The sequence below is a fragment of the Caldalkalibacillus uzonensis genome (assembly GCF_030814135.1).
GTDB classification, from domain to species: Bacteria; Bacillota; Bacilli; order Caldalkalibacillales; family Caldalkalibacillaceae; genus Caldalkalibacillus; species Caldalkalibacillus uzonensis.
Genome location: NZ_JAUSUQ010000021.1, coordinates 1 through 12,070, shown reverse-complemented (window position 1 = coordinate 12,070; position 12,070 = coordinate 1). Strand labels below are relative to the sequence as shown.

Annotated in this window: 14 protein-coding genes; 13 read left to right on the top strand and 1 reads right to left on the bottom strand. The window is 51.6% G+C overall.

Going from position 1 to position 12,070, the window contains the following annotated elements:
• Positions 1–5 precede the first annotated feature (5 nt).
• The 13 genes from hprK to hisIE all read left to right on the top strand — a co-directional run bounded on the left by hprK (position 6) and on the right by hisIE (position 10,825).
• On the top strand, positions 6–947 hold the full coding sequence (hprK, locus tag J2S00_RS18145) for an HPr(Ser) kinase/phosphatase (RefSeq protein ID WP_307343227.1): 942 nt from the start codon (positions 6–8) through the stop codon (positions 945–947).
• Positions 948–1,013: 66 nt separating this feature from the next.
• Positions 1,014–1,946 carry a prolipoprotein diacylglyceryl transferase gene (lgt, locus tag J2S00_RS18140; RefSeq protein WP_307343224.1) on the top strand — a complete coding sequence of 311 codons (933 nt, stop codon included), beginning with the start codon at positions 1,014–1,016 and terminating at the stop codon, positions 1,944–1,946.
• A gap of 66 nt (positions 1,947–2,012) precedes the next feature.
• A complete protein-coding gene (locus tag J2S00_RS18135; protein ID WP_307343222.1) occupies positions 2,013–2,981 on the top strand; it encodes a nucleoside recognition domain-containing protein in 969 nt (322 codons plus the stop codon).
• Positions 2,971–3,636 (top strand): pyrophosphatase PpaX, encoded by a 666-nt coding sequence (gene ppaX / locus J2S00_RS18130; RefSeq protein WP_307343219.1) that lies wholly within the window; start codon positions 2,971–2,973, stop codon positions 3,634–3,636. Before J2S00_RS18135 ends, ppaX begins: the two co-directional genes overlap by 11 nt.
• 24 nt (positions 3,637–3,660) lie before the next feature.
• Positions 3,661–4,149: an acyltransferase gene (locus J2S00_RS18125; protein WP_307343216.1), complete on the top strand. Its 489-nt coding sequence runs from the start codon at positions 3,661–3,663 to the stop codon at positions 4,147–4,149.
• A 118-nt stretch (positions 4,150–4,267) separates the two neighbouring features.
• Complete coding sequence (locus tag J2S00_RS18120; RefSeq protein WP_307343213.1) at positions 4,268–5,458, top strand: ATP phosphoribosyltransferase regulatory subunit; 1,191 nt, start codon at positions 4,268–4,270, stop codon at positions 5,456–5,458.
• A 10-nt stretch (positions 5,459–5,468) separates the two neighbouring features.
• The gene (gene hisG, locus J2S00_RS18115) at positions 5,469–6,098 is read left to right on the top strand and encodes an ATP phosphoribosyltransferase (protein WP_307343269.1); all 630 of its coding nucleotides are present in this window, start codon (positions 5,469–5,471) and stop codon (positions 6,096–6,098) included.
• A complete protein-coding gene (gene hisD, locus J2S00_RS18110; protein ID WP_307343209.1) occupies positions 6,095–7,381 on the top strand; it encodes a histidinol dehydrogenase in 1,287 nt (428 codons plus the stop codon). The genes hisG and hisD overlap by 4 nt, the downstream gene beginning before the upstream one ends.
• Positions 7,374–7,973 (top strand): imidazoleglycerol-phosphate dehydratase HisB, encoded by a 600-nt coding sequence (gene hisB, locus J2S00_RS18105; RefSeq protein ID WP_307343206.1) that lies wholly within the window; start codon positions 7,374–7,376, stop codon positions 7,971–7,973. The genes hisD and hisB overlap by 8 nt, the downstream gene beginning before the upstream one ends.
• Position 7,974: 1 nt before the next feature.
• A complete protein-coding gene (gene hisH / locus J2S00_RS18100; RefSeq protein ID WP_307343203.1) occupies positions 7,975–8,613 on the top strand; it encodes an imidazole glycerol phosphate synthase subunit HisH in 639 nt (212 codons plus the stop codon).
• Positions 8,610–9,344: a 1-(5-phosphoribosyl)-5-[(5-phosphoribosylamino)methylideneamino]imidazole-4-carboxamide isomerase gene (gene hisA / locus J2S00_RS18095; protein ID WP_307343200.1), complete on the top strand. Its 735-nt coding sequence runs from the start codon at positions 8,610–8,612 to the stop codon at positions 9,342–9,344. Before hisH ends, hisA begins: the two co-directional genes overlap by 4 nt.
• Before the next feature lie 63 nt (positions 9,345–9,407).
• Positions 9,408–10,178, top strand: coding sequence for an imidazole glycerol phosphate synthase subunit HisF (gene hisF, locus J2S00_RS18090; protein WP_307343197.1), 771 nt, complete (start codon positions 9,408–9,410; stop codon positions 10,176–10,178).
• On the top strand, positions 10,163–10,825 hold the full coding sequence (hisIE, locus tag J2S00_RS18085) for a bifunctional phosphoribosyl-AMP cyclohydrolase/phosphoribosyl-ATP diphosphatase HisIE (RefSeq protein WP_307343194.1): 663 nt from the start codon (positions 10,163–10,165) through the stop codon (positions 10,823–10,825). Before hisF ends, hisIE begins: the two co-directional genes overlap by 16 nt.
• 124 nt (positions 10,826–10,949) lie before the next feature.
• Here the strand turns inward: hisIE and J2S00_RS18080 are convergent, their stop codons facing one another.
• Positions 10,950–11,966: an ABC transporter substrate-binding protein gene (locus J2S00_RS18080; protein ID WP_307343191.1), complete on the bottom strand. Its 1,017-nt coding sequence runs from the start codon at positions 11,964–11,966 to the stop codon at positions 10,950–10,952.
• Between the last annotated feature and the right edge of the window lie 104 nt (positions 11,967–12,070).

The window sequence follows — 12,070 nt, the reverse complement described above, 5'->3', positions numbered from 1 at the left end:
GGAGGATGGGAAAATTAAAAGTAAAAAAAATTGTGGATAAGTTCCAGTTGGAAGTCCTTTCGGGAAGGGAACACCTGGACCGGCTGATCACCACCAGTGATTTATCACGCCCCGGATTGGAAATGGCAGGGTATTTTACCTATTACCCAGCCAATCGCATTCAAATCCTGGGTAAAACTGAACTGACTTTTTTTGAACGGTTGCATCCCCAAGAAAAAGAAGTGCGCATGCTTAAGCTCTGCCACGACAAGACACCGTGTGTGTGCATCTCCAGGGGGTTGGACGCCCCACCGGAACTGCTCGCTGCCTCAAAAGAGCGGAACATGCCTGTACTGCGCAGCCAGCTGACCACCACGCAACTGATCAGCAAACTGACACACTACTTGGAGGCTGAACTTGCACCTCAAACGGCCATGCACGGGGTGCTGGTTGATATTTATGGCGTTGGTGTCCTGATCACCGGCCAAAGCGGGATTGGCAAAAGTGAAACGGCCCTGGAACTGGTTAAAAGGGGACACCGCCTGGTAGCCGATGACGTGGTGGAGATCCGCCAGCCGGAAGAAAATGAGTTAGTGGGCACGGCCCCGGAACTAATCCGACACCTTTTGGAAATCCGCGGCGTCGGTATCATAAATGTGATGACCTTGTTTGGGGCTGGGGCGATTCGCAATTATAAAAAAATCTCCATGGTCTGCCGTTTGGAAAACTGGGATAACACCAAAGCCTATGACAGGCTGGGGCTAGATGAGCAGAAAATGAAGATTATCGATACTTATGTTCCGCAAATCACCATTCCGGTGCGGCCCGGGCGGAACCTGGCTGTGATTGTGGAGGTGGCGGCGATGAACTTCCGTTTGAAGCGCATGGGCATTAATGCCGCTGAGAGTTTTGCCCATCGTTTAACAGCTGCTATTGAAGAGCATGATGACAAACATGATGATCTATAGGAAGCAAGAATACAGAGGAAGCAAGGACGCTAACCTTAAGTCCCAAATAAAGGAGTGGAATCAGACGTGACTGGGTATGTGGCAGCAGAAGCGATTCAACCGCTAGATCCCATTGCTTTTCAGCTTGGACCGCTGACGGTGCACTGGTATGGGTTAATTATTGGCGTGGGAGCCTTACTTGGTCTGATGTGGGCCATCAGCGAAGGAAAAAGGCATGGTATAGTGCCGGATACATTTATGGATTTAATGCTGTATGGGGTTCCCGCAGCCATCATCGGCGCCCGGCTGTACTATGTCATTTTCCAGTGGGACTACTACCGTCAAAATCCGGCAGACATTATTGCCATTTGGAAGGGCGGACTGGCCATTCACGGGGCCTTGATTGCCTCTGTGCTCGTGGTCATTTGGTTTTCCAGCAAAAGGCAGATTCCCTTTTGGAAGTTAATGGACATGGTCGCACCGGGATTGATTCTGGGGCAAGCCATCGGACGCTGGGGCAACTTTATGAACCAGGAAGCGCACGGAGGGGTTGTCTCCCGGGAGTTATTGGAGGGCCTATTTTTACCCGAGTTTATCATTAACCAGATGTACATTTATAACCCAGCGCCTGGTATGGGCCTGGAGCCCGGCTATTATTACCATCACCCTACCTTTCTGTATGAATCGATCTGGAACCTGCTCGGTTTTGTTGTGTTGGTTGGTATTATTCGCCGTCTCAATATTCGCCAGGGCGAAGTGTTTCTCAGCTACCTGATTTGGTACTCCACCGGGCGCTTCTTTATTGAAGGGCTGCGCACGGACAGCCTGATGCTGACTGAATTCTTGCGCGCGGCCCAGGTGATGAGCATCACTTTAATTGTGATTGCTATAGCTGTTCTGATTTTGCGCCGCCAGTCAGGCTGGGCTAATGTGTCGTACTGGACCCCGGTGCCGCAACAGAAGATGCAGGCCAAGCAAAGAGCTAAGCAGAAGGGCAAAAAGAAAAGGAAACAAAGATAAACAAGTATCGTGAAGCCAGTGAGCAATGATAACGGCTAATGTCTAACCTAGAATGCAGGTGGTCAAATGAGCAAGTTACAAACCCTAAAACAGGGGTTGCGCGTTGGTCTGGAGACAACATGGGTTTTGGGCAAAGTGATTTTTCCTGTCACGCTGATCGTGACCGTTCTGTCGTTTACTCCGGTCATTGATTGGGTGATCCGCTGGTGCACCCCAGTAATGGGCTGGCTAGGACTGCCCGGTGAAGCGGCCATACCGCTTGTGCTGGCCAATTTGCTTAATTTGTATGCCGGCATTGGCGCCATCTTAACCTTAGACTTGACTGTCAAAGAAGTATTTATTTTGGCTGTAATGCTGTCCTTCGCCCACAATCTGTTGATTGAATCGGCAGTGGCCAAAAAAGTGGGTGTCAGCATGACGGTGGCGGTGGCCGTCCGCCTGGGGCTGGCTATTGTCTCGGCCCTGCTCATTCACTGGATATGGCAGGGAGGGAGCGCACCAGCCCGTTACGGTTTTATCCCTCCTCAAACGAAGGAGATCAGCGGTTGGACAGAAGTGATCATGCACGGGTTGCAAACAGCAGCCCTTGGCGTGTTGCAGCTGGCTGCTATCGTTATTCCGTTAATGGTCATGATTGAGTGGTTAAAAGCGATCAATGTACTGGAGCGGTTTAATGTGTGGATGCGTCCCTTTACCAAGCTGTTAGGGTTGTCTCCCAACACATCCATCACACTGGGGGCCGGTCTGGTTTTTGGTCTGGCCTTTGGGGCCGGAGTGATTATTCAGCAGTTTAAGGAAGAAAATATTTCCAAGAAAGATATGTATTTGTTGTTTATCTTTTTGGTGGCTTGTCACGCCGTGATTGAAGACACCTTAATCTTTATTCCCCTGGGGATACCAGTGTGGCCGTTGTTGGTGATCCGCCTGGTGATTGCCATATTGCTGACGATGCTGATCGCCTATATCTGGAACCGTCTGGAGCGGCAAAAACAAGTGGCATACCGTACAGAAAAAGAGGTGCAACATGACGTATAAAACGGTGCTTTTTGATCTTGATGGAACGTTGCTTGATACCAATGAGCTGATCTTGACCTCATTTGTCCATACTTTAAGTTCCTGCTGTCCGGACCGGACATTTGCAAAGAAAGAGATTGTCCCCCATATGGGCAAACCGCTGGTAGATATGATGGCCTTTTTTAAACGGCACTACCAGATTGATACCCCACTGGAAGAAATGGTGCGTATCTACCGGGAGCATAACATCCGCACCCATAATGAGATGGTGACAGCTTTTCCCCATGTACCCGAAGTGGTCAAAACGCTGGCTGCGGCGGGTATAACCATGGGGGTTGTCACCACCAAACAGCGTAACACGGCCCAGATGGGTTTAGACTTATGTGATTTGGCCCCTTATATGGGCACACTGGTCTCTATTGAAGATGTGAAGCATCCCAAACCCCATCCCGAACCGGTGTACAAAGCGATGAAGGATTTGGGGGCTGCTCCCCGTTCAACGATCATGATTGGGGACAGCCGCTATGACATTGAGGCGGCGCAGTATGCAGGGATTGCTTCTGCCGGAGTGAGCTGGACGTTAAAAGGGGAGGACCATCTGCGCGCCTTTTCCCCCACTTTTATGTTAAACGATATGCGTGATCTTTTAGACATTGTCGGAGTGAAATCAAACTAAGTACATGTGGCGGAGGGACAGACCATGCGTCGAACAGACCGCTATCCTGTCAAAGGGGCCAACTCGTTGTGGCAGTTGTATCGTACGGTCTCGTTTTGGAAAGTGGCTAAAAACTTTGTGGTGATTCAACTGGCCCGCTACTGTCCGTTTATTCCGGTCAAAAACTGGCTGTACCGCACCTTTTTGCATATGAAGGTGGGTGAGGAGACTGCCTTTGCCCTGATGGTGATGGTCGACGTCATGTTTCCTGAAAAAATCAGTGTGGGCAAGAACACCATTATTGGTTACAACACCACGATTTTGACCCATGAATATCTGATCAGCGAGTATCGCTTAGGAGAGGTGCGCATAGGTTCCAATGTGATGATCGGAGCCAATACCACCATTCTGCCCGGGGTCAGCATTGGAGACGGTGCAGTGGTAGCTGCCGGGAGTGTGGTGCATAAAGATGTCCCTCCAGGCGCCTTTGCCCGGGGCAATCCCTTGCAAGTGATTGAGAACTCAGCTGACTAAAAACTATTGACCGGGCGGCAAAGGCGTGATAGACTCAAACACATATATCCGAATCCTTTAGTTTGCTACCAAGTTAAAGTGTTTCGTGAGACGAAGTTGTTAAGTTGGAGTGATCAAGGTGTCCAAACCTTTTGTTTTCGAAAAACCGTTGGGGATGCGCGATGTCTTGCCTGAGCTGGTGAAGCAAAAACAGCATGTGCTTTTCACCATTCAGGATGTGTTTGAGCGGTGGGGCTACGCGCCAATTGAAACCCCGACCCTGGAATATTTTGATACGGTAGGCGGCGTCAGTCCAACGATTGAGAAGAAAATGTTCAAACTGCTGGACCGCTCGGGAAGAACGTTGGTGTTGAGGCCGGACTTCACGGCGCCCATTGCCAGGGTAGTGTCGTCCATCTTAAAAGAAGCCCCTTTTCCGATCCGTTTGTCCTATCAAGGTCCTGTTTACCGTGCCCAAGAGAAGGAAGCAGGACGCAATGCTGAATTTCCTGAAGTGGGCATCGAGCTGATTGGTGAAGAAGCTCCCGACGCCGATGCGGAAGTGATTGCCCTGGCCAGTGAGGCGCTGCAAGCGGTGAGGATCCCCTCTTTTAAACTGGCGATTGGTCACGTTGGACTGTTAAACGCCCTGTTTGCCGAAGTAACCGATGAGCACCAAGCAAGTGAGTTGCGTACCTACCTGCATCAGAAAGACTATGTGGGTTACCGGTCAGTTGTTGAAAAGGGACCGTTCACAGACGGAGAAAAAACTTTGCTGCTGTCAGTGCTAGAGTGGCGTGGGGATATGACCCAGTTGCAGCAAGCCAAAAAGCTGGCCAGCGGAGAAAAGGTGCAGCAAGCATTCTGCGATCTGGAAGAGTTGTGGACTTGCCTGAAACTGTACGGCGCCAGCTCCCATCTCCTGTTTGATTTGAGCCTTGTCAGCCACAGGGCTTATTACACAGGTGTTTTCTTCGAGATTTACGCCAGCGGACTGGGTTTTCCACTGGGCAGTGGCGGCCGTTACGATCATCTTGTCGGTCAATTTGGCCGCCCGGCCCCCGCGACAGGTTTTACCCTGAAAGTGGACCGGATCATTGAAATCAGCCAGCTGCCTCTTCCTGAACAGCCCCGGCAGGTACTGATCACTTATACAGCCCAGGAGCGGGAACAGGCGGTAGACATGGCCCGCCAGCGCCGGCAAAAAGGGGAACATGTCACTTTGCACCGCTTGCCAACAGCTGAAGCAGAGCCGAAGGAAGCTAACGGACGCTTTGATGAATGGGTGCGTTTGGAACAAGGAGGTGGTCCCGGTGAGCCAAGCCTTTGATGCGGGAGATATGCTGCGCATCGCCATGCCTAAGGGACGCATCTTTGAGGAAGCGGTGGAGTTGTTCCGCCAGGCTGGCTATCCTTTACCTGCTGAGTTTGATGATTCCCGCAAATTGATCGTGGAAGCGCCACAGGCCAACATGGTTTTCATCCTGGCCAAGCCCGCTGACGTGCCCACCTATGTGGAGTACGGGACAGCTGATGTGGGAGTTGTAGGCAAGGATGTGTTATTGGAGGAAGAGCGGGATGTGTATGAACTGCTTGATTTGAACATCAGCCATTGCCATCTGGCCATCGCCGCTTTACCTGACTGGCAGCCTGTCATGTACCCCAAAGTGGCCACCAAATTTCCACGGCTGGCCAGCCAGTATTTCCGGGAAAAAGGACAGCAAGTGGAAATCATTAAATTGAACGGTTCCATTGAACTGGCCCCGATTGTGGGGCTGGCCGACCGCATTGTGGACATTGTCTCCACAGGCCGGACGCTCAGAGAAAACGGCTTGGTCGAATTGGAAAAAATGATGGACATCACCTCCCGTTTGATTGCCAACCGTGTCAGCTACCGGATGAAAAACACGCAGATTGAAGAACTGATTCGGCGTTTGGAACGGGTTGTGAAGGGAGAGGGAGTACGGTGAAAATTCTTGACCGCTTTGATAAGCAGGATTTGCGCCGCAGCATTGACACCGGCACAGAAGAACAACGGCAGGCCGTAGTGGATATTATCCAGCAGGTGAGAGAAGCGGGGGATCAGGCTTTGTTTCGTCTCACTGAAAAATTTGACGGAGCCCGCCTTTCCCAGCTGGAAGTGACCCGCCAGGAATTTGAACAGGCTTACCGGGAAGTGGATCAACAAGTTATCGATTCCTTACGGGCGGCTATCGAAAACATTCGCCGTTTTCATGAGCATCAGCAACGCTCTTCGTGGATGATCACAGAGGAAGACGGCACCGTTCTGGGGCAATTAATCCGTCCCCTGGACCGTGTGGGTGCGTATGTTCCAGGGGGAACGGCCGCCTATCCCTCTTCCGTGTTGATGACCGTCATTCCGGCTCAGGTGGCCGGGGTGGAAGAGATTGTGATCACCACCCCTCCGTCCGCTGAAGGAAAGGTGTCCGCAGGCGTGTTGGTCGCTGCCGGTTTGCTGGGGATCGACAAGGTGTATAAAGTGGGGGGGGCCCAGGCCATTGCTGCCCTGGCTTATGGTACGGAAACGATACCTGCTGTGGATAAAATCGTTGGACCGGGCAACATCTATGTGGCCTTGGCCAAACGGGAAGTGTTCGGTATCACGGGCATCGATATGCTGGCCGGCCCCAGTGACATTCTCGTCCTGGCCGATGAAGAGCAGGACCCTGTTCATGTGGCTGCTGACCTGCTGTCACAGGCTGAACATGATCCCTTGGCCTGTGCTGTGTGTGTCACCCCATCCCGCCGCCTGGCCGAGGCGGTGCAAAAAGAGGTAATCCGGCAGCTGGACACCCTGCCCAGAGCGGACATCGCCCGTGCCTCCGTGGAAAAGCAGGGGGCCATCTATCTCACCAGAGATTTGGAAGAAGCGGTGGAAGTGGTCAACACCATCGCACCTGAACATTTACAAGTGATGGTCAAAGAGCCTTATGCCTTACTGGGCAAGATTAAACACGCCGGTGCCATCTTTTTGGGTGCGTACAGTTCTGAACCGCTGGGGGATTATTTTGCCGGGCCTAATCATGTCTTGCCGACCAATGGCACCGCCCGTTTCTCTTCTCCCCTTTCAGTGGATGACTTTATTAAGAAAAGCAGCCTGATTCACTACAGTGCTGAAGGCTTCCGGCGTGATGGACAACATGTGATCCGCCTGGCTGAGTACGAGGGATTGGCTGCCCATGTCAGAGCTATCGACTATCGTCTGGAAAGAGAGGAAGAAAGAGATGTCTGAACTGTCTCAACGTCAAGCCTCACTTAGGCGCACCACCAATGAAACGGATATTTCCCTTTCCTTTACCATTGACGGAGAAGGCAGCAGCAAGGTCGACACGGGGGTTCCCTTTATGGACCACATGCTGGACCTGTTCACCAAGCACGGCTTGTTTGATCTGGATGTCAACGCCAAGGGAGACATTGAGATTGACGGCCATCATACGGTGGAAGATGTGGGTATTTGCTTAGGGCAGGCATTAAAAGAAGCCCTGGGAGACAAAAAGGGCATCAGACGCTATGGACATGCAGTGGTGCCCATGGATGAATCCCTGGCTGAGGTGGCGATTGATCTCTCCAACCGTCCCCATCTGGAATTCCGGGCCCAGTTTCCCCAGGCCCAGGTCGGCCAGTTTGATACGGAACTTGTCCATGAGTTTTTGTGGAAACTGGCCCTGGAGGCGCGTATGAATCTGCATGTAATCTTGCACTATGGCTCCAATACCCACCATATGATTGAAGCCATTTTCAAGGCACTGGGGCGGGCTTTGGACGAAGCGACCCGCTTGGACCCGCGGGTCAAAGGAATCCCTTCAACGAAAGGAATGCTGTAAGATGATTGCCATTATTGATTATGGGATGGGCAACTTGCACAGTGTTTCCAAGGCGCTGGAAAGGATCGGCTATGCGTATAAGGTGACCAGTGACCGGCAAGATTTGGAACAGGCAGACGGCCTGATTTTACCCGGCGTGGGGGCTTTTCCCGATGCCATGAAAGAATTGGAGCGGTTAGGGCTGGACGCTGTCATCGGCCGCTTGGCAGGGGAAGGAAAGCCTCTCTTGGGAATTTGTCTGGGCATGCAGCTTCTGTTTGCCCGAAGTGAAGAGGGGGGCGTTCACCAAGGTCTCGGGCTTTTAAACGGGCGCGTGCGCCGTTTTTCAGGTCGCAATAAGCAGGGGGAACGGTATAAAGTGCCCCACATGGGCTGGAACCGTTTGGAACTGCATCAGCCTGATCATCCCGTTCTGCAAGGGGTCAAGGGTGGTTACACCTATTTTGTCCATTCCTATTATGTGACGGATATGCTGCCGGAGGAGCTGCTTGCTTCTGCCTTTTATCATGTGCAGGTGCCGGCCATTGTGGGCAGGGACAATGTGATCGGCATGCAATTTCATCCAGAAAAAAGCGGGCCGACAGGGATGCAACTCCTGGATAACTTCTGCCGGCTGTGTTCAGAGGTGAAGACAGGATGAAGCCATTTACCTTATACCCGGCCATTGATATCCGCGGCGGCCAATGCGTGCGCTTGTTAAAGGGGGATTATAACCAGGAAACGGTGTATGGCTCTCCCCTGGAGATGGCTGCCAAGTGGATGGAACAGGGCGCAGAGTGGCTGCATGTGGTCGATTTGGACGGGGCTAAGGCTGGTGAGCCGTGCAACCATAATATCATTTTGGACATCGCCCGCTCCCATGACTTGCCGATTCAGGTGGGCGGGGGGATCCGTTCCATGGCCCAGGTGGAGATGTATTTAAACGGCGGCATCCAGCGGGTGATTCTGGGCACCTCAGCCATTAAAAATCCCCAGTTTGTGTATGAGGCCCTGGCTGCATTTGGCCAGCATATTGCCATTGGCATGGATGCCCGGAACGGTTATGTGGCCACCGAAGGCTGGTTGGAATCGTCCACAACCAAGGTGGAGGAAGTGGCTTTGCGTCTGGTTGACAGAGGCGCTCAAACCTTTATTTTTACCGATATCAGCAAGGACGGCACCTTAAGCGGCCCCAATGTGGAGGCGACGGTGCGTCTGGCCCAGACCTCCGGTGTGGAAGTGATCGCCTCTGGGGGCATCAGCAGCCTGGATGATTTACACCGCCTCCAAGCGCAAGCGGAGCAAGGGGTGGCCGGGGCGATCATTGGCAAAGCGTTGTACCAGGGTATTTTTACCTTAAAAGAGGCGTTGGACACTGTCAACGGGGCCTGATATTCAAAACAAAGGCTGTGAGCTTATATACATTTGCTGTTACAGGGGAAAGGGGGAAGGGAGATGCTAACCAAACGGATTATCCCCTGCCTGGATGTGAAGGATGGCCGGGTAGTGAAAGGTGTGCAGTTTCAAGGATTGCGTGACGCGGGAGATCCCGTGGAACTTGCCCGCTTCTACGATCAAGAAGGGGCCGATGAATTGGTTTTTTTGGATATTTCCGCCTCCCATGAGGGCCGCCAAACCATGGTCGATGTGGTAGAGAAAACAGCAGCCACCATCTCCATTCCGTTTACTGTGGGGGGAGGGATCAACAGTCTGGAGGATATGAAACGTATTCTCCGGGCAGGGGCAGATAAGGTCTCTGTTAATACAGCAGCGCTAAACGACCCATCCTTAATCAAGGCCGGGGCTGATTTTTTCGGTTCCCAGTGTATCGTCGTAGCTATTGATGCCAAGTGGGATGAACAGGCCGGGGATTGGTATGTGTATACCCACGGCGGCCGCAACCGGGTAGATAAGACAGCCCTAGAGTGGGCCAAACAGGCCGAACAGCTTGGGGCAGGAGAGATTCTTTTGACCAGCATGGATGCCGACGGTGAAAAAACTGGATTTAACATTGCTCTGACCAAACAGATCTCCGAAAATGTGGGCATTCCAGTCATTGCTTCAGGGGGAGCAGGTTCCAAGGAGCATTTTTACCCGGTCTTCAGTGAAGGAAAGGCAGATGCAGCCCTGGCGGCGTCCATTTTTCATTTTAAAGAAACCACGGTTGCTGCCGTAAAAGAAGCACTACAGCATAGAGGGGTTGAGGTGAGATGGCCGTTAACCTAGATGAACTGCGGTTTAATGAACAAGGACTGATTCCGGCTATCATTCAGGATGTCCAAAGCAAAATGGTATTAATGATGGCCTATATGAACCGGGAATCCCTGCACAAAACGATCGAAACAGGGGAAACATGGTTTTGGAGCCGGTCCCGCCAGGAATTATGGCATAAGGGAGCCACGTCAGGTCACCGGCAAAAAGTGAAAGAGTTGTATTATGACTGTGACCAGGATACGCTGCTGATCATGGTGGAACCCTTGGGGCCTGCTTGTCACAGGGGTACTTACTCCTGTTTTGACCGGATTGAGCTGGAACCATCTTCCCAACAGGAAATGGAAACCCACACGGCCAATCAGCCGGGAGGGCTGGATTACACGATACTGACCCAATTGATAGAAACAATCGCCCAGCGGGATGAGGAGCGACCGGAAGGGGCCTACACGACCTACCTGTTTGAAAAAGGGCTGGATAAAATCCTGAAAAAAGTAGGGGAAGAGGCCAGTGAAGTGATCATTGCCGCCAAAAACAGAGATCCGGAAGAGCTGCGCAATGAGGCAGCCGACTTGCTCTATCATCTTTTGGTCCTTTTGAGGGAACAGCAGCTTGGCCTGGATCGGGTGCTGGATGTTTTAAGAGAACGTCACGGAAAATAACATCACGCATCATATGAGAAGAAGCATAGCGTTGGTGGACACCACCAGCGTTTTTTATGTCAAAAAGCCCCATCCGCTATATGGATGGGGTTGGTATATATTAAGAGGAGGGTTGACGCCTTGGTTATTTCAGGAACAGCTCTTCAATATCATCCAGCATCAGGTTGGCTGCGATGACACCGCCAGCTGTATTCCAAATGGCATCGTCCACTTTATGGACATTGCCGCTTTTGACCACTTCAAGATTTTGCCACAATGGATCACTGGTCCAGTCTTCTTCCGTACTGGAAGCTTCACCATCGCCTGTTTCATAGGTAAAGTAGAACAAAATGTCGCCTTCCATTTCAGGGATGCGTTCTTTGGTGACTTCTTCAGCAAATTCGTCTTTATCCTGATTTTCCGGGCGTTTAAAGCCCAGCTGATCCAGAATCACACCGGGAAAAGAATCTTTGTAGTAGATACGGGCTGTGCCGGCCAAAAAGCGGACCAAGGACACTTCCTTGTTTAATTCATCGCCAAGTTTCTCGCTGAGTTCGGCCACACGGTCATCAAAGGCTTGCAACACTTCCTGCCCTTTTTCTTCCCGGTTAAGGGCTTTGGCATAAAAAGCAAAGTTCTCTTTCCAGTCACCTTTCAATGTTTCGGAAAAAACAGTGGGTGCAATATTGCTTAATTGGTCGTAAATGGCTTCCTGACGCAGCTTGTTGCCGATAATCAGGTCCGGCTGTAAAGCAGCAATGGCCTCCAGGTTGACTTCACTCTCCAATCCAACCACTTCAACGCCTTCCATTTGATCGCTGATGTGATCGTACCAGGGGTCACCCAGCCAGGATTGTACAGCGCCGACCGGCTTAACCCCCATGGCCAGCAAGGCTTCAGTCCCTTCATTGGTGAGAATGACCACCCGTTCCGGCGTCTCCGGAATTTCCGTCGTGCCCATGGCATGTTCCACTATGTATGGGCCCTCTCCTGCAGCCTCCTGTTCATGTTGTTCCCCTTCTGCTGCCGTTTCATCTGTGGCGTCAGCTGACTGTGTATCTTCCCCTGACGTTTCTGTCCCTGTGCTGCAGCCAACAAGGGCCAGAGTCAGTACCAGGCATAGGGAAAGGATGAGCCAATGTCTGGCTTTTAATGTGTACATGTCAATATTCCCCCTTGTATATTATGTTTTAGCCTTCATTTGAAGGTCTTTCAAACCTAAAACTGTTCCTTGAAAATTGAATAAAGATTCGTTTTGGTGATGGA

Coding starts and splice junctions, on each gene's coding strand:
- hprK (WP_307343227.1), top strand. CDS start 6: ATGGGAAAATTAAAAGTAAAAAAAATTGTGGATAAGTTCCAGTTGGAA.
- J2S00_RS18135 (WP_307343222.1), top strand. CDS start 2,013: ATGAGCAAGTTACAAACCCTAAAACAGGGGTTGCGCGTTGGTCTGGAG.
- ppaX (WP_307343219.1), top strand. CDS start 2,971: ATGACGTATAAAACGGTGCTTTTTGATCTTGATGGAACGTTGCTTGAT.
- J2S00_RS18125 (WP_307343216.1), top strand. CDS start 3,661: ATGCGTCGAACAGACCGCTATCCTGTCAAAGGGGCCAACTCGTTGTGG.
- hisG (WP_307343269.1), top strand. CDS start 5,469: ATGCTGCGCATCGCCATGCCTAAGGGACGCATCTTTGAGGAAGCGGTG.
- hisB (WP_307343206.1), top strand. CDS start 7,374: ATGTCTGAACTGTCTCAACGTCAAGCCTCACTTAGGCGCACCACCAAT.
- hisH (WP_307343203.1), top strand. CDS start 7,975: ATGATTGCCATTATTGATTATGGGATGGGCAACTTGCACAGTGTTTCC.
- hisA (WP_307343200.1), top strand. CDS start 8,610: ATGAAGCCATTTACCTTATACCCGGCCATTGATATCCGCGGCGGCCAA.
- hisF (WP_307343197.1), top strand. CDS start 9,408: ATGCTAACCAAACGGATTATCCCCTGCCTGGATGTGAAGGATGGCCGG.
- hisIE (WP_307343194.1), top strand. CDS start 10,163: ATGGCCGTTAACCTAGATGAACTGCGGTTTAATGAACAAGGACTGATT.
- J2S00_RS18080 (WP_307343191.1), bottom strand. CDS start 11,966: ATGTACACATTAAAAGCCAGACATTGGCTCATCCTTTCCCTATGCCTG.